Origin of the sequence: Moorena producens PAL-8-15-08-1 (assembly GCF_001767235.1) — a bacterium.
GTDB classification, from domain to species: domain Bacteria; phylum Cyanobacteriota; class Cyanobacteriia; order Cyanobacteriales; family Coleofasciculaceae; genus Moorena; species Moorena producens_A.
The window spans coordinates 394,251-416,367 of sequence record NZ_CP017599.1; the positions used below are offsets into that span (position 1 = coordinate 394,251).

Consider the following 22,117-nt stretch of genomic DNA (forward strand, 5'->3'; position numbering starts at 1 on the left):
ATCGTTACCAACTGTCTCGAAATGTATCTGATTATTTTTGTATTTGACTCATAGCCTAAGGCCTAAGGGGGGTTAGAAGGAATTCCGTAAAAACTGAGAACTATAGCAATCAATCCTAAATGATTTTAGAGAAAGCCTCATAGGTGCCTAAATTAGGCATGGTAAATAATCGATATTTAGGTGGGCTTGACCCATTAAGAATTAAATTCGCCACGGGTCGCACCTCAATAAACAATTCAAATAATTTCTTGGTGAGCTTGAAAGATGGACACCGTTGATGCATCTGTTGTAATACTTTGTTAGCCTGCCCCCAAATGTTCTCAATTGGATTTTCTGATGGTGCGATTGGGAGCAAAGCGTAGACAGTGAACATTCCACTGTTGGTCAGTATTAACTTGTGCAATAAAATCACGAAACTCCTGGGAACGGTGATAACTAGCTCCATCCCACACGCTTAACAATCTGTGCCCCTTCACTCCGGCGAAGGCAGATGTTTGATGAAATCAATTTTTGACGAACTGTTAGCTGTTTTATCAGTTCTTATTAAAAACCCATTGTAGACCCGAAAAACTTATCTCTTGAGTCAGTTTAATTCATCTAACAATGCTACTTTTTCAGCAAGCCCTAGTTAGGAGCGCAAAAGCCTGTACTAAAGAACTTGGCAGGCAAAGTAAACTGCTTGTACCCCATCAGCAGGTAGATATTTTCCACACTCTTGAGCAACAATCTTCCAGGATCGATCTTCTTCTAGGCGTTTTATCATGGCAGTGATTGCTGAATCAGACTTGTCATACACAGATTTGCGAACGCTAAATACAACAAACCCTCCTGGTCGAGTGACTCTTACAAATTCAGGCATTGCTGACTCAGGCATTGCTGCATGACTGAACCCTCCAGCACATAGCACTGCGTCAAATTCATCTGGCTGCAAAATTTCATTTGTTTCTGGGAAGCAGGCATGATGAAGTGCCTCATAAATTCCTCGCTTCTGTGCTTGCGCTAACATTTTTGAGGAGAGATCAACACCTACGATCGAGAGAGGATTGTAACCCAGATTGATAAGTTCAACTCCACCAATACCTGTACCAACCCCTGCATCCAAGATGCGCAGACCCTTATGTTTTGGCACGTGCCTACTAAAGAATAGGGTTGTATAGTGGCTACAGCCAGATGTACCGTCTCCAGCTAAGTCCAAGAGAAATTCATCGTAATTCTCTGCATGCTTATCATATGCTCTCTCTAGCCTATCTGGATCATAAGTGAGGGCATGCACATCTCGGTGAAATTGTCCAAGACGACCGTCAATGATCTTTCCTTCGATATGATCTTGTTGCATGATCTGGTTGCTCCCATTTCTTCTTGACATTTTTCAGTTCCTCTTGATGCAAAAATCTAGATTTTATACTAATCCATTCCTGCACCTTTTCAAGCCTGGAATATTTTTCGTACAAACTTACAACTAAGTCATAGGAAAAACCTAAGGGCTGATTGTATTGCAAAAAAGTTTTAAGTAGTAATTCCTCAGCATCCTGTTCTCGATTGTCATCAACAAGTCTAGCAGCAAGGCTAAGTAGTTTATTGTAGATCTCAGGGGTTGGCTCAGGCAGTAGGGTCAAACTTTCTTCAGGTAAATATACCTGATCAATTTCATTGCTGAGTTCATTGTTTAGGTAAGCATCTATTATTAAATGGATTCTTACAGAGCTTCCATTCAGAAAACCATGTACATCATAATTAGGCCGTAAAAGCCAGAGAGAATCTGGCTTTAAGTGAACTGCTGTACCTTGAAAACACATGTAGCTATCCGCTGATGTGGAAATTGGTACATGCAGCCTAACTTTCTGCTTCTCAGAGAGTTCAGAATAATCTCGATGCTCCCAAAAGCAACTACCTGGAGCAAGCTTGTTTAATCGAACCCACATCAACGATAGATTGCAATGCTCTAAAAATGAACGTATTGTTGGCAATTTATCAAGTTCAGGAGTTGGTGTTGGGCTGCAATCTTCAATAATTGTATCGGTGGAGTTTCCACTTTTACTAAAGAGTGAAAAAACTTCATATCCCTGACTTGTATACTCACGGTAAGAATTTTCTTGCCATGGCAGAGAAGTTGCTTGCTCAATTTCTTTGGCGGCATTATGGGAAAAGCCAGTTGGCAAATCCCGAACAATTCCGATAGTTCTACTAAGCATTAATACTCAATAATCCTTGGTTAGCGGTCAAATTGTGGAATTGACGCTCTGGTCTGGTGATGCCGTTGTGCTGTTTTCTGTACACTCGCACCAGAGTGGTGATGGGCATTTCCTTGATCGATTATACGAAAAAACCGGCTTTGGACTTAGAAGTCAAAGACTTACCGCCTCTGCCTCCGGCTATTTTATACCAAATCCGCGTGGTCATTACCTGGGGGGGCGACGAAATAAGCTAAAAGGCATATTCTATAAGCGTTCTAGCCCTTAGAGCTCGTTGATAATACTTTCGTTGTCCGTGCTCAAGCAGACGGTGCTTGTGAGGCGATTGGCCTGAAGATTAATCGGGTTGGAGGATTAACTAAAGCCAAGCGCATCCGAGACTTTTGTTTGGAAACGGGAATTCGGATGAATATTGAAGAAACTGGTGGTAGTGTGATTGCAGATACCGGAGCCGTACATCTGGCTCAGAGTACCCCAGAAACCCACTTGCGGGCAACTTGGTTATGCCATGATATGCTCACGGTTGACACAGCTACAGGTGGTGCCCGCAATCAAGGGGGTAAAACCTTTGCACCAGAAGCTCCCGGGCTTGGTGTAGAGCCAAAACTTGATGTTTTGGGTGAAGCGATCGCGGTGTATGAATAGATTAAACCATGGTTGATACCCACATTAGGCGTAATTTTGTGTTGGGGAGCTTGGGCATTTTTGCCTAAACTTTCGGCTCAGTATATTAGCGATAGAAGTGCCATTGTCTATCAGGGATTAGGAGGAGCAATTGTTGCAACGCTTATCTTTCTGCATCTCAGGGATGGCCTGGAAACCCATCCAGGCGGGATTATAGCTATTGTTGCAGGTATGCTCAATTTTTTGGGGGTGCTATTTTATATCAAGGCAGTTTCTAAGGGGTCAGTAGCGATCGTTTCTACCCTATCTGCCCTTTATCCCTTAGTGGTCATTGTTCTGGGATTAGTTGTTTTGCACGAAACATTGATCCTAAAACAAATGATTGGTATTGGTTTTGCCCTAGTTGCGATCGCGCTAATTGCTACATAAATCAGGATAATTATATTGTAAATGAATACCTTACCCATAATCTCGTTAACAAAATTAAAAGACCTCAATGGTTCAAACTCAGGCAACGAAGAACACAAACGCCTCTACAACATCTGCTTAGAGCATGGGTTTTTCTATTTGAAATATCATGGCATTTCCGCCGATTTAGTTCAACAAACCATCGACAGCTCTCGTAACTTTTTCCAGTTGCCAGAGGACATTAAAAAAGCCTACGGCCAAGACAAACAAACCGTTTATCCCAACACCTCTAGGGGCTACATTCCCCTTTATGGCGAAACCTTCCATGAAGATGTTGGTCCTGATCCCAAGGAAGTTTTTGACCAAGGCAATTGAACATCCACCTTCAGACAAGCCGTTTACTGGCCCTACCTTGATTCCTGATGATACTGTAGCCCCTGGTTTTGCTGCATCCCACTATCAGCTTCAAGGGGAAATTATGACTAAAATTGTTCCCCACCTTCTCAGGGCACTGGCTGTTGCCTTAAACCTTGACCCGGATTGGTTTGACCCTTATTTTGATGATCCAATCCTGATCCATCGAGCCAATTACTATCCTCCTGAGTATGGCATTGCCGGAAAACACACAGATACCGGCATCTTCACCGTGTTAATCCAAGAGTATTTCCCAACCCCTTCCCTACGGGTTTATGCCAAAAATGCCTGGATTGATGCGGTTTGTTTAGAAGATGCTTTTGTGATTAATTTGGGGGATATGTTGCAATACTGGACGAATGGCTTATTTGTCAGCACTGCCCATGAAGTGATTCATACAAGCCCCAATAGTCGGGTTTCTATCCCTGTTTTTGTCTTCCCTAATTCCCATACAATTATTGAGCCAATGGGAACAGATGAAAAGATTAATTCTACCGACATTATGCTGGAAAACTTTAATTCAGTTTGGGTGATTAAAACAGGGGCAGGTCGAGCTCGGGAATTAAAGTATTCTGAAAATGAAAAAACAAGACTAGCACGGTTACCAAAGTAGCATGATTGGGATTTGGAGGAAAGGGAAAGATCAGTGGCAGGATTAGGGTGGAGGAAAAAATTGCAGTTTTAAAACCCGGTGTAGGCACGACTGGGAATAAAAAACGATCGATATTTGCCCAACCCGCGAAACCCCAGCCGCGACACCAGGTCTTCTTTTTCCCCTTCTTGTACCCTGCTTGACCGAACCTACGTTTTGCGATCGCATTAATCTTTACCTCTACAATCCCATCTCAATAGTCAAATAGCTCTTTATCTCCTTAAAGGTGCTGCACTTGAGTCAATTTTGATATAACCAAGACACAAAATCCCCCTCACCTTCAAAATCCAACAACCTGAGGAGGTGACAACACGGTCAATTTCTATAGCGCTTCTGATAGTAATTAGGTAAACAGGATTTTTTCCCTCTTGCCTCTAGCATGCATCCCTCTTGCCTCTTGCCTCTTGCCTCTTGCCTATTATCTCCTTCACCCTTTATCGAAAATTAATAGCTAGCAATTTTTGAAAATTGGTATAGGGTACCTAAATGAATTGTAAGAATTTTTGATGCCATATTCCCTGTTCCCTACTCCCTACTCCCTACTCCCTACTCCCTACTCCCTACTCCCTACTCCCTTTGTTATATAAGCTATCGTGGTGATTAAAGACTCGCAAACCAGCGACAGATTGCCATGAGAAAATTTTTGATATTGTGTCTGTTTGTAATAGGGCTGGGTTTTGCCCTGTTTAACTTTAAAGGATTGGCAAATCAGGGGAATTTTGAGTCGATTGTAATCGACTTCCGGGAAGATATCCCAGCTGCTCAACTTAATGAGCAATTGCAAGCGATCGCAAAAGAATACGAGGTTAATCCCCAACTCAATAGTGAATTTTCAGCAGCGGATCACATATATATCCTAAACGGAGATAAACAACTGCTGAATACCCTGAAACAATCAGGACTATCCCAAGCAACAGAATATATTGAACCGAACTATACCTATAGTGCCTTCGAGGTTCCCAATGACCCTGACTATGGCAAGCAGTGGAACCTGCGCAGCATTAATGTAGAATCTGCCTGGGATGACACCAAGGGTAGTGGGGTAACAGTAGCAGTGATTGACACCGGGGTCAGCGCAGTCCCGGATTTGAAAGATACTCAATTTGTTGAAGGCTACGACTTTGTCAATGACCGGATTGAAGCATGGGATGATCAAGGTCACGGTACTCACGTAGCCGGTACCATTGCCCAATCTACCAACAATGGTTACGGTGTTGCCGGAGTTGCTTACGAAGCTACCCTGATGCCCCTGAAGGTATTGGCAGCTAATGGTGGTGGTACAGTGGCTGATATTGCGGAAGCGATTCGCTTTGCGGCTGATCATGAGGTAGATGTGATCAACATGAGTTTAGGAGGGGCTGGTGAAAGCAATCTGATGGCAGAGGCAATTGACTATGCCTATCACAAAGGTGTTGTCCTAGTGGCTGCTGCTGGTAACTCTAACCAAAATGCTGCCGCTTATCCTGCCCGCTATCCCCATGTTATTGGTGTTTCTGCCCTTGATTCCGCAGGTCTGAAAGCTCCCTACTCTAACTTTGGTGCTGGGGTAGATATCTCAGCCCCTGGTGGCAGTGAAAATGGTAAGATTTTGCAAGAGACGATTGATGGAGAGACAGGCAGCCCTGTATTTGCTGGCTTCCAAGGCACCAGTATGGCATCGCCTCACGTAGCTGGTGTGGCAGCTTTAATCAAAGCTAGTGGGATTCAAGACCCTGGTGATGTATTGAATGTACTCAAGCAGTCCACCCGAGTTATAGAAGATGACCCCCTAAACCACTATGGTGCTGGACAATTGGATGCTGGTGCTGCCGTTAAACTGGCTCTGAAAGGACAAATTACCTTCCAAGACTTCTTCCGCTGGTTACGGGATAACGGCTATCTCAATCCTCGCTTTTGGATTGACGGTGGTGTAATCGCCCTGTGGCCAAAGATTGCTATGGTACTAGGTTCCTATTTGCTGGCCTGGTTCTTGCGCAATTATTTTCCCTTTACTTGGAGTTGGTCTCTTGCCACTGGCTTAGTAGCCGGGAGTTCAGGATTATTCTTCCTGAAAGGTTTGTATATATTTGACTTACCCCAATGGCCCTTCCGAGTCATGGGCAGTTCGATTCCAGAATTGGGTAGCGCTATTGGCAGCAGCAGTTTTCTCAACCCTCTATTTGCCAGTGTTGTGATTCCATTTATTTTAATCGCCCTACTGTTAGGACATCCCCAATGGAAGTGGTTAGCAGTTGGTTCAGCTCTCGGTGTGGCCAGTTGCCTAGCCGTGAGTGCTGTGGTCTCACCTGAGCTAATCTGGCTTGGAGGCGGGGTTTTGTCTCGGGTGTTCCTGATTGCCAATGCCTTGCTCTGTTTTGGACTAGCTTATTTAGCAGTTCAAGGGGAGAAACAATCAGCATGACGATCAGCATCACAGGCGTGATTGAGCGCAAAGAGATGGGGTCAGGAGTCTGGGCACTGGTTTCTGACTCAGGGGGGGAAACCTATGAACTCAAGGACACTCCCGCACAGTTAAAGCAATCGGGACTGAAGGTCACGGTTACAGGAGAGGTGCGAGAGGATGTGATGACCTTTGCGATGATTGGTCCGGTTTTGGAGATCAAGTCTTTTGAGTTACTCCTTTGAGTATCTTACCTATTGAAGGAAGACAATCAGGATGTAACTATTCAGGTATCAGCCTATTTACCCATCACTCCATCAGTCATTGACCCTAGCTCCCTAAAAGCTATGCTCAAAAATCATCTACCTATGGGGTGAAATCCCAAGACTCGGTAATTACCGAGTCTTGTCAAAATCTTTACAAAAACCATAATAAAGCTCAAACAATACACCTAGAGCTTCTCCCTAACACTGACAAACTGGTTAATACCAAGGATTAGGCAGTGTTGACGTAAATTAGCAAAGTTGAGGGTCAGGCTGACTAAAATGCTCTGCAGACAGTGATGACACCCCAAAGGAGTATCTTGGGGAAAATTTCAGATGTTAAGCTAGTTGATAACACGCTTATCATAGTATTGATAAACCTACACCCTAATCCTTTCTCCTGGAAACCTTACTGATTCAGTAAATCCAATTCTGGGTATGAGTACCGATTCCCAAAGGGTAAAATAGCTGGTTGCTAAAGCAATTTAACCTGTTTTAAGTGCTTAAGACCGTGTCTTGATGCAAAGCGCGAGTGGGGGAAACCACGGCAGTCGCTCATGGGGGGAACCCCCCCAGGTCGGCGCTACCTCCCCAAGACCGCACCGGTAGTCGCTCATGGGGGAACATGAAGGCGCTACCTCCCTGCATCGCTTGATCAGTTCGTGTTTAGAGGAAAAGGAAAAAGCAAACTAATCTATAGAGATGGCTAGATAGAGTGGGTAATACCTTACCACCCAGCGATGCAGCGCGGTCTTGGGGGTTTCCCCCATGAGCGACTGCATCAAGAAGTGAAAAAAAATCCCCAGCTCACCAAAGTGAACCGGGGGTGTCAATCAGGGTGCATCTACCATTTCACTTTTCCGAGATTGGTGATAGCAATCCGGAAAAATCTGGGTAAAGTGGCACCCAAATGCTGGAATTAGGAAATTTTCTGATTCAAAACAATTAACAGAGTATGCCTTGGAAACCTTAAATAAAAAACGGCATCAATACCATGAGCCAACAAGAATTTTCCCCTAAAGGAATACTCCTCAATAAGCAAATAGTCAACAAATATTCAATATTCAAGAATTTTTAAACCTTCAGCCAACGCTCGTAACTATGAGCAAAATTGATCCCTTGAAATTGAGCAAAATTGGGCAACAGTGGCACAGGAATTCCATATCTCCGTAACCCCCTTAGGAAAACATGATGATTATCTGGTGCGCATCGAACGAGTGGCACCGGGAGTCTCATTGGCAGAAGAACAAGTCAGTTGGCCGGTAGAAGAATGGTTAACCCAGGCCAAGCAACTGATGAATGACCCCCTATTTAGTGTCCTGCAGGGTAGGGCAGCTGGGGTGGATGGCAGTTTTGCCATGCCATCTTGGGGAGAACCGTACTCTCAATCCTCTTTAAACTTAGTTGCCTTGGGTCAAGAGCTATACAATGCCCTATTTAAAGGAAGCTTGCGCGATAGCTGGATGATGGCGCAAGCGATCGCTCAAAATCAAAGGTCGGTTTTGCGACTGCGTCTGGGATTGAAAGGTACAGAATTACCCCGCCTACCTTGGGAAGTCCTCCATGCTGGGGATCGTCCCCTAGCCACAGGGACTGATGTGGCTTTCTCTCGCTACCAGATGACCAAAGGGTTGATTAGACCAGTTCCGAAGCCTTTGTCTCCACCGAATCAACCTCTGAAAATTTTGATGGTGATCGCCGGTCCAAGTGATCAAGAAAGTTTAGAACTCTTACAAGAAGCATCTCACCTGAAAGAAGAACTCCGCCATCGTTCACCCAATGGACCACCAGCGATTCATCTGACAATTTTGGAACAGCCAGGACGGGAACAGTTAACCCAAGCCCTGGAACAAGGAAAATATCAAGTCTTCCACTATGCTGGTCACTCTAACCTAGGGGAATCAGGTGGTGATGTCTACCTGGTTAGTAAAAAAACTGGTTTGACAGAGACCTTAAGGGGTGATGATCTAGCTGGATTGTTAGTTAATAATGGTGTCCAGCTGGCTGTATTCAACTCCTGTCGTGGTGCTCATACAGCTGCTTCACATACCCAGGAAAACGGTAACGATCAAAATCTTGCTCAAGCACTGGTTAAGCGCGGTATTCCTGGGGTTCTAGCCATGGCAGAGCGCATTCCCGATGAGGTAGCCCTGACCCTAACCAGACTATTATACCGTAACATCAACCAGGGTTACCCCATTGACCTCAGCCTCTCGCGAGCTAGACAAGGACTGATTTCTGCTTATGGCTCGAACCAGCTTTATTGGGCATTACCTGTTCTTTATCTGCATCCGGCATTTGATGGTTTCCTGACCAATGATGACCACAGTTATGACCGAACTCAAATATTTAGTCTGCCCGATCCTCCTGGAATGTCTGTAGGGTTAGACCCAGAAGAGGGTTTTTTTACGCCACCACAAGATAGAGATTATACCACATTATCAGAATTTGAGGAAGATTCAGCTCTTGTCCCTAGGGCAGAAGCTCAGTATGAGGATGAAAGTGTCACTGGTGTAACACCGGGTTTAGAATCCCATGAACTAGAAGCAGACGATCCCGCTGCTTTCATTAAGGGATTGCTGGATCAGCTGAATACAGAGGCGATTGGTGAGGAATCAACAATAGCAGCATCGAATTCAGAGGGGTTATCCGAAAACCCTTACTCAGAGGCTGCTCAGAAGAACCTACCAGTCCATAGCCCAAGCCAACTCCCTGCTCCTTTGAAAGCTTCAGCCGCAACCCTGACACCGGCGTCTACGGAGGGCTCAACCCAATTAGCTCCAAAGCGTGAGGATACTACGGCAGAAGTTGAGGCTAAAAAGGTCACTAATCCTAAACACAAGGGTTTAAGGTTACCACGTTCACCACTGTGGATCGGACTAGGAGCAACGGGAACTCTTGCCTTGGTACTGGTGAGCATGTGGTTTTTCCAGAACCCTCCTAGTCCTGGGCTAGGCAGACAATTACCACCAGGTCTGTCCAAACCTGTTGATTACTCAAATGTTAATTTGACAAAGGCTAATACCAAGACCGTCACAGCGATCGCAATTGAAGCATTCAGTGAGGATAATATTATTCGAGGAACCGAAGCTGTAAGGGCATTGCTAGACCGGGGTGCATTACCTCAGGCTTCTGCTGCCCTTAAGGAAGTTCCCTCAGCAAAATTGAATCAGTCAATGGTGAGTTTTTTAAGAGGGCGTCTGGCATGGCAGTCGATCCAGACCGGCTCGGATGAATACAGTCTGGATGATGTCAGACGTTATTGGGAAAGAGCAGTTAAACAAAAACCTGACTCTTGGACTTACCGCAATGCCCTAGGGTTTGCCTATTACGCTGAAGGCAAATACGAGCGAGCTAACCAAGCTTGGTATGATGCATTGTACAGGAGTAGCAACGGGAAATCTACAATTGTTGGATCTGAAAAATCCAGCAATTCCCCAAAATGGAATACCTATGCTGGCTTAGGGCTAGGGTTGTGGAAATCTGCTCAACAACAAAACGGGTCTAAGCGGGCGAGTTTGTCCCAACAATCTCTTAAGCTACGGCAACAAGTGATCGCCAACGACCCGATTAACTTCCAACCTGATGCCTTGAGCAAGAACTGGCTTTGGTCACAGCAAGCGATTAAAGATTGGCAATCGCTGTTAGAGGTTAGAACTTCTAACAATTGACGGTTAATAGTCAACCGTCAAGAGTGAACAAAGGGCAAATTAAGAGCAAATTAAATCACCACTAGCCTCGGCTGATTACTGATCCCGCATCAAGGAAGACAGAGAGCGGCGCTTACGCATATCCATCATGTTGGCAAGAGTCTCGTCTTTAGCATTGGTCTGATCAGTAGGCTCCGGTGGCAAAACCGTTACCTCGGTCTGTTGGTCATCACTCCTGTTTTGTGATGGTGGTAATAATGGTACTGATTTTACTGGTTGTTGTTTGCGAGTCGCCTTACGGCGTCTAGAATTACGGCGTCGCCTTCTACTGCTGACACTAGATGTTATCGGTCTTTTCAGTTTCGTTTTCTGGCTTGAAAATTTTAGAGCCTGAGTAAGCAATAAGCAACCGCTGGCGCAGCCTACAGCAACAACACCAAACAAAGACAGTGGCACAGCCTCTTTTGCCGCTGATGCCCGCAGTTGGGCCAGAGCTGGTTGTGGATTATTGGCTTCTTCCTCAATCGGTCCAGGATCAATCAGACCAATAGTTGCTATGCTACCGGCTAAGACCATAACAACCCAAAGCCCAACCCAAACAGCAATCTGATGATTGTATATTAGCGTTTGGATGGACTGGAAATAATCTTGCTTTTGAGCCTGATGACCTGATGGTTTAGACATCGACGCTCACGATTAGTTAAAAAACACGCTGACGGCATTTTAGCATGGCTAGTCAGTTCGACCAATGTCTTTAAGGAGGTTATTGGTGACACTACAGCGTAAATCCCAGTTTCAAGAATATTTAACCCCTGAGACTACTACTGAGACTACTACAGGGATCTCGACTCAAAATCCTACAGATTATGGTGTTAAGTTGATAGACTCATCCGGTTCTGCAATCCCTCAGCATCACCAAGATCACAAGACCTCTGAATCTTGGACAATTGAGAAAAGTGAGGAGCTTTATCAGATCCAAGGCTGGGGAGAACCCTACTTTGCCATTAATACTGCTGGTCATATCATGGTTTCCCCTAAAGGGAATGGGGGCGGCTCGTTGGATTTGTTGGAACTGGTAGAATCCCTTAAGCAGCGCAACTTGGGATTACCATTATTAATCCATTTTTCAGATATCTTGGCAGACCAGATAGAGCAATTAAACGCCTGTTTTGCCCAAGCTATTAGTCGCTACAAATACCCTGGTCGTTACCAAGGAGTGTTTCCGGTTAAATGCAACCAGCATCGACATGTGGTAGAGGATGTCGTGTATTTTGGTCAACCTTATCAATTTGGTTTAGAAGTCGGTTCTAAACCAGAATTGATGATTGCTCTAGCAACATTGCTCACTCCGGATTCCCTAATTATTTGTAACGGCTACAAAGACCGGGAATATCTTGAAACTGCCCTTTTAGCTAGACGATTGGGACATAATCCGATAATTGTCCTAGAACAACTAGAAGAAGTGCAGCTAATCATTGAGGTGGCAGCTTCGTTAGGAGGCATCACACCAGTGCTGGGGGTGCGAGCCAAACTGAGTACACAAAGCATGGGTCGTTGGGGAAAATCTGTCGGAGATAAAGCTAAATTTGGTCTGAAAATTCCAGAAATACTCCAAGCCATTGACCAGCTACGGGAGGCTGGGATGCTTGAGTCATTGCAGCTGTTGCACTTCCACATCGGCTCTCAAATATCTGCCATTAGCGTGATTAAAGATGCTATTCGCGAAGCCAGCCAAATTTATGCTGAGCTCAAGGGATTAGGGGTGAATATGCAGTATCTAGATGTAGGTGGTGGCTTGGCAGTGGATTACGATGGCTCCAAAACCAACTTCCATGCCTCCAAAAACTACAACATGCAGAACTATGCTAATGACATTGTGGCTGCGGTTAAGGAAGCTTGTGAGGAACATCAAATTCCAGCACCAACACTGATTAGTGAAAGTGGTCGTGCGATCGCATCCCATCAATCAGTCCTGATCTTTGATGTTTTGAGTACCAGTGATGTCGAATCTCAATCCCCTCCACTGACAACGGAACAAGACCATCTAATTATCCGCAATCTTTGGGAAACTTACTGTACTCTCGACCTTGAGAATTACCAGGAAGCCTATCATGATGCCATCGAGCTTAACCAAGAAGCAAAAAGCCTGTTTAGTTTAGGCTATCTGAGCATTACTCAGCGGGCTAAAGCCGAGCAGCTTTATTGGGCGTGCTGTCAGAAGATTCGGGAAATTATCAGGACACAAGACTATGTTCCCGATGATCTAGCAGACCTGGAAACGATCATGGCATCAATTTATTATGTCAACCTATCCGTCTTCCAATCAGTGCCAGATTGCTGGGCAATTAACCAGCTATTTCCGATTATGCCCATCCATCGGCTGGATGAAGAACCAACTCAAAGGGCTATCTTGGCTGACCTTACCTGCGATAGTGATGGTAAGATTGACCAATTTATTGACCTGCGGGATGTTAAATCGTTGCTGGAACTACATCCTTTGCGCAAAGCCGAGGACCAAGGGACAATTTCCAATTCCAAATCCCAAATCCCAAATCCCAAATCCAAAGAACCCTACTATTTGGGTTTCTTCCTAGTCGGTGCCTACCAAGAGATTATGGGGAATTTACACAATCTTTTTGGTGATAGTAACGCAGTTCACATCAAATTAAGCCCCAGAGGGTATGAAATTGAACACGTGGTTAAGGGAGATACAATTACGGAAGTTTTGGGTTATGTGCAGTATGATGCTGAAGATTTGGTGGAAGGTATGCGCCGCCGCACAGAACAGGCCTTGCAAGAGAATCGAATTACTTTGGCAGAATCTCAACGGCTGCTGCAAAATTATGAGCGGAGTTTGAGGAGTTATACCTATTTGAGTTGCTAAGCTCAGGATTTACCCAGTAACTCATTTTAGCAAAAGCTAAAAATCATAGGGTTTGGTGCTCAGTTTTGGGTAAGTTATGCTTAAGGAAAGCATTTCATTGTACTCGCTACAGCCAAAGCGATGGATATATGATTGATGGCACAGAAAAGCCCTAAGGTAATCTGTGCCATGAAGCACCAACCATTAACCTTGACATTACAGAATGTTTATTCTTAAGTTAGAACCGTCGTTAAGCACAAGTTTTATCGAGTGATTTAACTAACATGCCCACCAAAGAAAATCGCTTTTTGCAAGGGCGTAAAATCGCTCCGGGTCCGATTACGGCAGGAATCCCAATCACAGAGTTGATCGATCAGACGTTTCTAGCCTACAATTCTGGTCGATTACGAGAAGGCTGCCAATTATTGGTAGAGCGGATGTTGCAGCCAAACGTAACGGTGGGTTTAAGTTTGACAGGAGCATTAACCCCCGCAGGGTTAGGAATGGCGGCAGTGATCCCACTGATGGAGGCAGGGTTTGTCGATTGGATAGTATCTACAGGAGCCAATCTCTACCACGACACTCACTTTGGTATCGGATTGGAACTCCATCAAGGGCGGCACGATATTAGTGATGTGGTATTGCAGAAAGAAGGAGTTGTCCGGATCTATGACATTTTCTTCGATTATGATGTGCTGCTATCAACGGATAAGTTCTTTCGTCAGATCATTGAACAGCCTGAGTTTAAGGGTCGAATGGGAACGGCAGAGTTTCACTACCTCTGCGGTAAGTACATTGCTGCACGGGAGCAGACATTGGGACTCGAAAAGCAATCCCTGCTGGCGGCAGCTTATCGGTTAGGAGTCCCGATCTATACCTCCAGTCCTGGAGATAGTTCGATTGGGATGAATTTAGCAGCACTAGGGTTGCAGGGAACCGGACCAATCATTGATGTGTCCTTGGATGTGAATGAAACGGCAGCAATTGTGCTGGCAGCTAAAAACAATGGGGGAGCCAGTGGCATTTGGATCTTGGGAGGTGGCTCGCCGAAAAATTTCATGTTGCAGACGGAACCGTATCTTCAAGAAGTCTTGGGTATTGATGAGAAGGGGCATGATTACTTTCTTCAGGTAACTGATGCCCGTCCAGACACAGGGGGTTTGTCAGGAGCAACCCCATCTGAGGCGGTCTCTTGGTGCAAGCTTGATCCACAGAAGTTATCAGAAACAGTAGTGGTTTATTGCGACTCGACCATTGCTATGCCCCTACTCACAGCTTACTGCCTAGCTAAGGTAGCGCCTCGTCCTCTAAAACGCCTCTATGACCAACGAAAAGCTTTACTGGAGCAGTTGAAAAAGGCACATTTGGCTACCCAGGCTACAGCAGTCAGGTGAATTAGGATTTATGGGAACAGCGGATCTCGGAACAGGGAACTTTAGGAAAGAGCGATGCATCACTACTCCCTACTCCCTACTCCCTACTCCCTACTCCCTAAAACCTAGAACTTTTTACCTGACCCAATTGAGAACTGCTATAAACTATTCCTATACCTCGTCAAACAGGCAAGCTTGTACAAAACTCTAGCCCCAACATTGCCATCCCACTCATCCCCAGAGTCTCCGGGAGCAACTTCAGACAGATCAAAACCAATAATAGTTTTTCCAGCTTGGACTAGCGATCGCACTAAATACATTGCCTCGTTAAATTCCAAACCTCCGGGCACAGGAGTACCTGTATTGGGACAATAGGTGGGATTCAATCCGTCAATATCAAAGCTAATATAAACTTTATTCGGTAAATTAGCAATAATTTCCTGGCACTGGGCTGCCCAGGTTATACCTTCGTAAGTGTTAGCTTTGAGCTGCCAGTCATCAAACACTACAATCCGGCGATCGCTCTTTGCCATTGCCATTTCCTCTTGACAAACATCTCGGATGCCAACCTGAACTAAACGATTAATCTGAGGTAGGGTCAGAGCATTGTACATGATCGAGGCATGGGAGTAAGTAAACCCTTCATAGGCTTGCCGGAGATCGGCATGGGCATCAATTTGTAAAATGCCGTATTCCTTGTGTTGCTGTGTTAGGGCTTTCATTAACCCAAGAGGAACACTGTGATCGCCACCGACAATGGCAACCAGCTTGCCTTGCTCCAGCAGTTCCAGTGCCTGAGTGTAAACCAAGTTGTTGAGTGCAGCACAGGCTTGATTAACGATGGCTAACTGTTTTGCGATCGCATCATCATCCACATTGCCACCAGCTTCTAAATACTGAATAATCTCTTTAGCTATCAACCTCATGGCACGATTTTGGTCTTGGATAGCCGAGTTAATCGGTATAGTCCCGCACCTCGTTTCCCAAGCTTGGGGTACATCAAAGTCGTACCAATCTAACTGTACGGAAGCTTCTATTATCCCTTGGGGACCGTTTGCTGCGCCTTCTCGGTAAGATGTGGTCACGTCCCAAGGAACAGGCAAGAAAACGATTGAAGCCTCTTCAACCGAATAGGGCAAGCCAAAAAAGCAGCCATTGGGCACAGTAATCTCATTAGGATTAAAACTGGCTTTATTCATTAGCCCTTAGTAAATTTTCCTTATTTTACCCGACGCTCCTCCCTACGGGCATCCTGGTATTAGGGATTAGGCACACTTAACATTAAGTACAAAAACCCTTAACCCAACCCCTAACCCCTAACCCTATTACCATCAAAACTAAATTGAAAAATTACTAGCACTATGGTAGATATCAAAGAAATTCCCCTAGAGCAAATCCGCCGTCCCCTACCACGACAAAATGATCCAAACAAGGTGGCGGCACTAATGGAATCAATTGCTAAAGAGGGTTTGCGCGAACCCATTGATGTGTTAGAAGTAGATGGGCAATACTATGGTTTTTCCGGTTGCCACCGTTACGAAGCACACCAGCGTTTAGGAAAAAAAACCATTAAGTGCCGCGTTCGTCGCGCTCCTCGTTCCGTATTAAAACGGCATTTAGCGTGAAAATTAGCAATTTTGGAACAAAAATAGGTTCATACCTTTGGTGAATTCCCAAGGAAACTCCAATTGCTTAAAGTTAAGGTGTTTAAAGCTGACCGTGACCACTAGTTTTTACGAGGAACCTTGAGGAGAATACTATGGCAACGATTGTACCTGTCAATATTGGTATTGATGAACAAGACCGCAAAGAGATTGCTGAGGGATTGTCTCGTCTGCTAGCGGACACTTATACCCTATACCTGAAGACCCATGCCTTCCACTGGAATGTTACCGGACCAATGTTCAACTCCCTACACCTGATGTTTGAGCAACAGTACAATGAGTTGGCTTTAGCAGTGGATGCGGTAGCAGAGCGGATTCGTACCCTAGGCTATCCTGCTCCTGGCAGCTACAGTCAGTATGCGCAATTATCCTCCATTCCAGAAACCAGCGATGTTCCGGAGGCTGAGGAAATGGTGCGCTTGCTAGTGGAAGCCAATGAGGCAGTGGTACGAACTGCACGGTCTGTTTTCCCAGCCGCTGAACGTGCTAACGATGAGTCTACAGCTGATCTGTTGACCGAACGGATGAGCATACATGAGAAAACGGCTTGGATGCTGCGCAGTATTTTAAAATAAGCTTGTAATTATGTACATAGATCCCCCCTAGCCCCCCTTAAAAAAGGGGGGAATTAGATTCAAAAGTCCCCCTTTTTTAAGGGGGATTTAGGGGGATCTGAATCAGGGATTAACAAAATTGACATGCTCCCAATATGAAGGATGAAATAGTTCAATTTATCGGTTGTTCAACAACTGGTATGTTTTGCTCTATATGTATTCATGCCTAAATATTTATCTTTGTTCCTTTATCTTTCATACTTTATCCTTTATATCAAACTTTACATACTTAGGAATTGGACTGAAAAAAAATTGGAGCGCTAAAGTGTTCCTGATCAAACGAAGTAACTGCCTTGGGTAATCGAAGAGTAAACCTACTACCAACACCTCGTTCGCTGTATACTTGTAAGCTACCGTGGTGTGCTTGAGCGATCGCATTAGCAATTGCCAGCCCTAATCCGGAACCTCCTGTATGACGAGAGCGATCGCTATTGACTCGATAAAAGCGATCAAAAATTCGCCCTTGGTCTTCTTGGGCAATACCAATCCCCGTATCTTCTACCTGGATCACCGCGTGTTGGTCGCTCTTATCTAAAATAACAGTTACTTTACCACCCACAGGGGTGTATTGGATACCATTAATAATTAAATTAGAAACTAGGCGATAAAGCTGCTCAGAATCACCCACAACCTCCAGAATAGTTGGCACTCGCACCGAAGATGTCAACTTAATCTCGGCAGCAATTGCCAAAGCTGCCAATTCCTCAACTAAATCGCTAACCAGGTCATTGAGACAGCATGTCTGGTGACCTACAGATGCTGGTTGTCTATCTAAACGAGACAACAACAACAAATCGGCAACTAACTGACTCAGCCGCTGATTTTGACGTTCAACAATTTCCAGAATGTTTCGTGCTTCTTGTTGATCCAAGCTAGGCATCAAAAGCCCCGATTCAACCGTTGCCAGTGTAGCCGCTATCGGTGTTCGTAGCTCGTGGGCAGCATCAGCGGTAAACTGTTGAATCTGTCTGTAGGATTGGTAAATAGGTTGCATGGCCAACCCTGCTAAGCACCAACTCCCACTGCCGACTAAGATCATTGCCATTGGCAAACCCAATGCCAAGATTAATTTTATCGTATTGAGGTAGTCGTTGAGGTATTGGAGAGAGTGCCCCACCTGCAAATACCCCCAATCCCGCTGATCTTGAGTATGTAGCGATAGAGAAATTTGGTGATAGGAGTTGCCCTTACCATCGGAAATGGTTTGCCAAGGTGCTTGATTAAACACCTGGGGTAATCCCTCTGGGTAAGTGCCTGCAACGGCAATTAAACGTCCTGAGGTATCAAATAGCCGGATGTAGTAGTGACCTTGGCTAACAGCACTGAGGATGTGGCGCTGGGAACTCACCAGTGCTTGGGAACAGTCAACTCCAACTATACACAGATTTGGTAAAAGTTCCCCAATTATCGGCTCTACCTGTCCAGGTTCCTTGAGTTTCCATTCGAGACTATCATGGAGTGTCCCCGCAACGGATTTTAACTCCCGGTCTGAAGTGACTAAATGGGTATGAACGATCGCTCTGTAAACACCAAATCCCAACAGGCTCAAAATAAACCCCATGACGATGGCATAGGAAAGTGCTAATTTCCCACGAGTCTGGTTAAATAGCTTATTTTGATTCATGATTTTTTGAGATTGAGACGATATCCCAAACCATGAACGGTTTCAATCGGAATGCTGGAGTTGATTGATTCGAGTTTCCGACGTAGCAAACGCATTTGAGCCGCCACTACGTTACTAATCGGTTCTGCATTCACTTCCCAAAGTTGATTGCGAATTTGGTTGGTGGTCATCACCTGATTGGGATGCTTCATGAAATACTCTAAGAGCTGGAATTCTTTATTCGTTAGTGGAATGTCGAGTTTCTCACCGTTAGCAGCAAGACGATAAACCGTTCGGTTACCATAGTCTAAAATAAGGTCACCCACTTGAAGTTGTTGGGGCTGGAGTAGGGGTGTTCGCCGGTGCAAGGCTCTAACTCTTGCTAGCAACTCTGCCATTCGGAACGGTTTGACTAAATAATCATCGGCTCCCGTATCCAAACCCATCACTCTATCTTCCAAGCGGTCTTTTGCCGTTAGCATCAAAATAGGCAAGGGATTATTACGATAGCGTAACTGACGCAGTAACTCTAGTCCGGATAGCCCTGGCAGCAACCAGTCGAAGATAGCTAGGGTATATTGGGTTTCGTGGTTGTTTAAATAACCCCAAGCGTCAGTGCCGTTAACAACTAAGTCCACCACGTACTTCTCTATATTCAACGCTCGCTTAATTGCAGCACCCAAGTCTGGCTCATCTTCAACTAGCAGTACTCTCATAGATTCAAGTTCTCAATGGTTAGGTTAAACTCAGATTTTGCACCTGATCAGACAAAAATAAAAACGGCTCTCCTAGACTGATTATAGTAAATGAATAGTAAATGAGTAGTTTAAATGAGCTTAGTGTTCCTCCCTGTGTCAGCCTGAAGGCAATGGTCAAATAACACCTTGATGAATTAGAATTTTGCTTACGGTAAATGATAGTATTCCGCCAATAATTAGCCATTATGCACGATAAACTTAGTAAGTTATTACCCAATGAAACGACGCTTACCACGGATGCAATTGGCAACGGTAAAATCTGTTAATTTATTTAATATCTTGATTAATTTAGCTATCAAAAATTAAACATAAAACTGATATAATTGCTAGCATAATTAGCACATTTTTCGTTGCTATTTGCTGCTTTAATTCTAGCCTAATTATTTTTTTAGGAGCCAGGTTTTACTTCAATTACGCCCGAATTTCCAGATTTCCCATCATCCCCAAGTCCTCATGATCAAAAATGTGACAGTGATAAACTGTCTTGCCTGTAAAATCACGGAAAGGAATACGAATGCGGACAGTTTCACCAGGTCGCACTAATACTGTATCTTTCCAAGCTCGGTAGGGTTCTGGCTGACCATTGCGACTGATGACTTGAAATTGATTAACGTGCAAGTGAAAGGGGTGATCCATCACTCCGGTGTTAACGATTTCCCAGTCTTCAGCGGTATTGAGCTGGACTTGGGTATCAATGCGATCGCTACGATAGGGCTGACCGTTAATCAGAAAAACCATGCCCATCCCAGGAGCCATACCGTGATTGATTTCAAAGCGACGCACCTGCTGGGGTTCCGGTAAGGCTGGCGGAGCAATAAGTTTTGTCGGTAACGGAACAGAGGGAACAGGAGTATCGTAGTTGACTGTTGCTAGCACGGTGGCGGTGTTGCCATTGCCACCCATCATTCCTCTGCCACCCATCATTCCTCTACCACCCATCATTCCTCTGCCACCCATCATTCCTCTACCACTCATACCCATCTGGGTACGGCTGTAAGGCAGGTTCAGCAAGCGATACTGTCCTGGTTCTCTATCTGCACGCACCAAAACTTCTGCCCGTTGTCCAGGTGTCAGTAGCAATTGTGAAACTTCTATCGGTTCGGCCAAGGCACCGCCATCAGTAGCAATCAGGTAGAAAGGGTGATTTTCCAGAGAGAGTCGATAGAAACGGGAAGCAGAAGCATTGAGAATTCGCCAGCGCAACAACCCCTTAGCAGGGACTGAAAATGTGGGATTAAGTTGACCATTAGCGGTAATTAATTTGCCTTCCCGTCCTGTCATAGCTGACATGTGGTTTGAGGGTAGCATACGTCCGTTCCCATCAAGGGCAAAATCTTGGAGAACGAGAAATTCTTCCTTGGCTGCTTGAATTTCGGGAATTTCGTCCAACTCCCCGCGCACGACAAACAAACCTGCTAAACCCCCAAAGACTTGTTCCGCAACCAAACCGTGACGATGGGGATGATACCAAAATGTCCCTGCTGATTGATTCTGGGAGAGTTCAAACTCATAAGTTAGGCGTTCTCCCGGTGAAATGTCCAGAAAAACATTATCAGCATTCCCTGTCGGCGGAATGTGCAATCCGTGATAATGCAGGTTGGTAGGTTGGGAGAGATTGTTGGTAAAGCGGATGCGAATAGTATCCCCTGGTTTAGCTTCCAGGCGAGGTCCGGGAACCTGTCCGTTGTAGCTCAACAAGTATGCTTTTTGTCCCCCCAAATTGACTTGGTGGTAACTGGCTTCTAGGTCAAGTTCTAGTAAACCATTCCTGCTTTGGTGCAGCCAAGGTTGTGCAATAGGGGATTTTGGGGTTTGTTTGCTATTTCCTCCCATTGCCCAGTTAGTTCCTAAGGCTGCCCCAGTCCCGGCTAAACTGAGAGCAATAAATGTTCGGCGGTTAATCTTTAACATGGTTCATGGCTTTTAATTACAGCTGCGGAGGTTCCAAGGGAACTCTGATGTTGGTTGATAGTGTTAACCTCAATCTGTACTTAGTAGGACTGATAATCCTTAAAAATATTGGATTCACCGTTGCGACTAAACGCCAACACTGCAAAGGACTCTTTTCTCTCCCCCGCCTCCATTCCAGGTGTTCCCAACGGCATTCCCGGTACAGCGATGCCAGCAATGTCGGGCTTTTCCTTGACCAAACGTTTAATATCGTTGGCTGGTACGTGACCTTCGATCGCATATCCATTTATGATCGCTGTGTGACAGGAGGCTAAGTCCTGAGGCACGTTATATTTTTCTTTAACTGCACTCATTTCAGAGGTTTTAGTATCAGTAATCTTAAATCCGTGTTTGTCTAAATGTTTAATCCATTCTCCACAGCAACCACAGGAGGGACTGCGATACACAGCAATCTCTAGAGGTTGTGAAAGCGGTTTGATTTCCCGATCCCATAGGCTGCCATTTGCCCTAACGGGTTGAGTAGCAACAGCATTCGGGGCTTGAGGATAATTGGCAGTAGGAGTATCGTTACCTTTTCCCCACACAGCGATGGTCAAATATGTCGCTCCCAATACTCCCACAACAGCAATACCCGATAAGATCAGGGGGCGCGACTGTTGATGAATCCAAGATGTAAGATGTTTGAGCATTATCAAGACCTCACAGTCAATTTTTTACTTTTGGTTGGGACTCTACTTCGATGTTAGAC

At 45.0% G+C, this 22,117-nt stretch carries 20 protein-coding genes and 1 pseudogene; 12 read left to right on the forward strand and 9 right to left on the reverse strand.

Going from position 1 to position 22,117, the window contains the following annotated elements:
• Positions 1–115 precede the first annotated feature (115 nt).
• From BJP34_RS01630 to BJP34_RS01640, 3 genes are all read right to left on the reverse strand, one after another.
• Positions 116–445 carry a hypothetical protein gene (locus tag BJP34_RS01630; RefSeq protein ID WP_070390825.1) on the reverse strand — a complete coding sequence of 110 codons (330 nt, stop codon included), beginning with the start codon at positions 443–445 and terminating at the stop codon, positions 116–118.
• A 204-nt stretch (positions 446–649) separates the two neighbouring features.
• Positions 650–1,336 carry a class I SAM-dependent DNA methyltransferase gene (locus tag BJP34_RS01635; protein WP_070390826.1) on the reverse strand — a complete coding sequence of 229 codons (687 nt, stop codon included), beginning with the start codon at positions 1,334–1,336 and terminating at the stop codon, positions 650–652.
• Positions 1,302–2,159 carry an aspartyl/asparaginyl beta-hydroxylase domain-containing protein gene (locus tag BJP34_RS01640; RefSeq protein WP_158516933.1) on the reverse strand — a complete coding sequence of 286 codons (858 nt, stop codon included), beginning with the start codon at positions 2,157–2,159 and terminating at the stop codon, positions 1,302–1,304. Before BJP34_RS01640 ends, BJP34_RS01635 begins: the two co-directional genes overlap by 35 nt.
• Positions 2,160–2,498: 339 nt before the next feature.
• Between BJP34_RS01640 and BJP34_RS01645 the strand changes: the two are divergent.
• The 7 genes and pseudogenes from BJP34_RS01645 to BJP34_RS01680 form a co-directional block, all read left to right on the forward strand.
• Positions 2,499–2,837: pseudogene (locus tag BJP34_RS01645) on the forward strand (enolase C-terminal domain-like protein); the annotation flags it as partial.
• A gap of 12 nt (positions 2,838–2,849) precedes the next feature.
• Complete coding sequence (locus tag BJP34_RS01650) at positions 2,850–3,245, forward strand: DMT family transporter (RefSeq protein ID WP_158516934.1); 396 nt, start codon at positions 2,850–2,852, stop codon at positions 3,243–3,245.
• Positions 3,246–3,266: 21 nt separating this feature from the next.
• Positions 3,267–3,599: a 2-oxoglutarate and iron-dependent oxygenase domain-containing protein gene (locus tag BJP34_RS01655; protein WP_070390830.1), complete on the forward strand. Its 333-nt coding sequence runs from the start codon at positions 3,267–3,269 to the stop codon at positions 3,597–3,599.
• Positions 3,583–4,251, forward strand: a complete 669-nt coding sequence (locus BJP34_RS01660; protein WP_229424203.1) for a 2OG-Fe(II) oxygenase family protein — start codon at positions 3,583–3,585, stop codon at positions 4,249–4,251. Before BJP34_RS01655 ends, BJP34_RS01660 begins: the two co-directional genes overlap by 17 nt.
• 670 nt (positions 4,252–4,921) lie before the next feature.
• Positions 4,922–6,691 carry a S8 family peptidase gene (locus BJP34_RS01665; protein WP_070390831.1) on the forward strand — a complete coding sequence of 590 codons (1,770 nt, stop codon included), beginning with the start codon at positions 4,922–4,924 and terminating at the stop codon, positions 6,689–6,691.
• Entirely contained in the window at positions 6,688–6,915 is a 228-nt protein-coding gene (locus BJP34_RS01670; protein ID WP_070390832.1) for a hypothetical protein, read from the forward strand. The genes BJP34_RS01665 and BJP34_RS01670 overlap by 4 nt, the downstream gene beginning before the upstream one ends.
• Before the next feature lie 1,163 nt (positions 6,916–8,078).
• Positions 8,079–10,604, forward strand: coding sequence for a CHAT domain-containing protein (locus BJP34_RS01680; RefSeq protein WP_070390834.1), 2,526 nt, complete (start codon positions 8,079–8,081; stop codon positions 10,602–10,604).
• Positions 10,605–10,679: 75 nt separating this feature from the next.
• On the opposite strand, the gene BJP34_RS01685 is transcribed toward BJP34_RS01680, so the two are convergent.
• Positions 10,680–11,267: a hypothetical protein gene (locus BJP34_RS01685; RefSeq protein ID WP_070390835.1), complete on the reverse strand. Its 588-nt coding sequence runs from the start codon at positions 11,265–11,267 to the stop codon at positions 10,680–10,682.
• 64 nt (positions 11,268–11,331) lie between these two features.
• Here BJP34_RS01685 and speA point away from each other — a divergent pair, with 64 nt between their 5' ends.
• The 3 genes from speA to BJP34_RS38400 all read left to right on the forward strand — a co-directional run bounded on the left by speA (position 11,332) and on the right by BJP34_RS38400 (position 15,030).
• Entirely contained in the window at positions 11,332–13,467 is a 2,136-nt protein-coding gene (gene speA / locus BJP34_RS01690; protein ID WP_149030733.1) for a biosynthetic arginine decarboxylase, read from the forward strand.
• Between the two features lie 263 nt (positions 13,468–13,730).
• Positions 13,731–14,840, forward strand: a complete 1,110-nt coding sequence (locus BJP34_RS01695) for a homospermidine biosynthesis protein (RefSeq protein WP_070390836.1) — start codon at positions 13,731–13,733, stop codon at positions 14,838–14,840.
• A 10-nt stretch (positions 14,841–14,850) separates the two neighbouring features.
• The gene (locus BJP34_RS38400; RefSeq protein ID WP_149030734.1) at positions 14,851–15,030 is read left to right on the forward strand and encodes a hypothetical protein; all 180 of its coding nucleotides are present in this window, start codon (positions 14,851–14,853) and stop codon (positions 15,028–15,030) included.
• On the opposite strand, the gene BJP34_RS01700 is transcribed toward BJP34_RS38400, so the two are convergent.
• Positions 14,978–16,018 (reverse strand): agmatinase family protein, encoded by a 1,041-nt coding sequence (locus BJP34_RS01700; protein WP_070390837.1) that lies wholly within the window; start codon positions 16,016–16,018, stop codon positions 14,978–14,980. The genes BJP34_RS38400 and BJP34_RS01700 overlap by 53 nt on opposite strands.
• 162 nt (positions 16,019–16,180) lie before the next feature.
• Between BJP34_RS01700 and BJP34_RS01705 the strand changes: the two genes are divergently transcribed.
• Both BJP34_RS01705 and BJP34_RS01710 read left to right on the forward strand, forming a co-directional pair.
• Positions 16,181–16,444, forward strand: a complete 264-nt coding sequence (locus BJP34_RS01705) for a ParB N-terminal domain-containing protein (RefSeq protein WP_070390838.1) — start codon at positions 16,181–16,183, stop codon at positions 16,442–16,444.
• 134 nt (positions 16,445–16,578) lie between these two features.
• Positions 16,579–17,058, forward strand: a complete 480-nt coding sequence (locus tag BJP34_RS01710) for a Dps family protein (protein WP_070390839.1) — start codon at positions 16,579–16,581, stop codon at positions 17,056–17,058.
• Between the two features lie 268 nt (positions 17,059–17,326).
• Here BJP34_RS01710 and rppB read toward each other — a convergent pair whose 3' ends face one another.
• The 4 genes from rppB to BJP34_RS01730 form a co-directional block, all read right to left on the reverse strand.
• Entirely contained in the window at positions 17,327–18,721 is a 1,395-nt protein-coding gene (gene rppB, locus BJP34_RS01715) for a two-component system sensor histidine kinase RppB (protein WP_070390840.1), read from the reverse strand.
• The gene (gene rppA / locus BJP34_RS01720; protein ID WP_070390841.1) at positions 18,718–19,416 is read right to left on the reverse strand and encodes a two-component system response regulator RppA; all 699 of its coding nucleotides are present in this window, start codon (positions 19,414–19,416) and stop codon (positions 18,718–18,720) included. Before rppA ends, rppB begins: the two co-directional genes overlap by 4 nt.
• Positions 19,417–19,869: 453 nt before the next feature.
• Positions 19,870–21,369 (reverse strand): multicopper oxidase family protein, encoded by a 1,500-nt coding sequence (locus BJP34_RS01725; RefSeq protein WP_070390842.1) that lies wholly within the window; start codon positions 21,367–21,369, stop codon positions 19,870–19,872.
• 80 nt (positions 21,370–21,449) lie between these two features.
• Positions 21,450–22,058, reverse strand: a complete 609-nt coding sequence (locus tag BJP34_RS01730; protein ID WP_070390843.1) for a DUF411 domain-containing protein — start codon at positions 22,056–22,058, stop codon at positions 21,450–21,452.
• Positions 22,059–22,117 lie beyond the last annotated feature (59 nt).

Excerpts from the sequence above, each read along its gene's own strand:
- BJP34_RS01635 (WP_070390826.1), bottom strand. The coding sequence starts at position 1,336 with ATGCAACAAGATCATATCGAAGGAAAGATCATTGACGGTCGTCTTGGA.
- BJP34_RS01655 (WP_070390830.1), top strand. The coding sequence starts at position 3,267 with ATGAATACCTTACCCATAATCTCGTTAACAAAATTAAAAGACCTCAAT.
- BJP34_RS38400 (WP_149030734.1), top strand. The coding sequence starts at position 14,851 with ATGGGAACAGCGGATCTCGGAACAGGGAACTTTAGGAAAGAGCGATGC.
- rppA (WP_070390841.1), bottom strand. The coding sequence starts at position 19,416 with ATGAGAGTACTGCTAGTTGAAGATGAGCCAGACTTGGGTGCTGCAATT.
- BJP34_RS01710 (WP_070390839.1), top strand. The coding sequence starts at position 16,579 with ATGGCAACGATTGTACCTGTCAATATTGGTATTGATGAACAAGACCGC.
- BJP34_RS01705 (WP_070390838.1), top strand. The coding sequence starts at position 16,181 with ATGGTAGATATCAAAGAAATTCCCCTAGAGCAAATCCGCCGTCCCCTA.
- BJP34_RS01730 (WP_070390843.1), bottom strand. The coding sequence starts at position 22,058 with ATGCTCAAACATCTTACATCTTGGATTCATCAACAGTCGCGCCCCCTG.
- speA (WP_149030733.1), top strand. The coding sequence starts at position 11,332 with ATGTCTTTAAGGAGGTTATTGGTGACACTACAGCGTAAATCCCAGTTT.
- BJP34_RS01695 (WP_070390836.1), top strand. The coding sequence starts at position 13,731 with ATGCCCACCAAAGAAAATCGCTTTTTGCAAGGGCGTAAAATCGCTCCG.
- rppB (WP_070390840.1), bottom strand. The coding sequence starts at position 18,721 with ATGAATCAAAATAAGCTATTTAACCAGACTCGTGGGAAATTAGCACTT.
- BJP34_RS01700 (WP_070390837.1), bottom strand. The coding sequence starts at position 16,018 with ATGAATAAAGCCAGTTTTAATCCTAATGAGATTACTGTGCCCAATGGC.
- BJP34_RS01725 (WP_070390842.1), bottom strand. The coding sequence starts at position 21,369 with ATGTTAAAGATTAACCGCCGAACATTTATTGCTCTCAGTTTAGCCGGG.
- BJP34_RS01665 (WP_070390831.1), top strand. The coding sequence starts at position 4,922 with ATGAGAAAATTTTTGATATTGTGTCTGTTTGTAATAGGGCTGGGTTTT.
- BJP34_RS01630 (WP_070390825.1), bottom strand. The coding sequence starts at position 445 with ATGGAGCTAGTTATCACCGTTCCCAGGAGTTTCGTGATTTTATTGCAC.
- BJP34_RS01670 (WP_070390832.1), top strand. The coding sequence starts at position 6,688 with ATGACGATCAGCATCACAGGCGTGATTGAGCGCAAAGAGATGGGGTCA.
- BJP34_RS01685 (WP_070390835.1), bottom strand. The coding sequence starts at position 11,267 with ATGTCTAAACCATCAGGTCATCAGGCTCAAAAGCAAGATTATTTCCAG.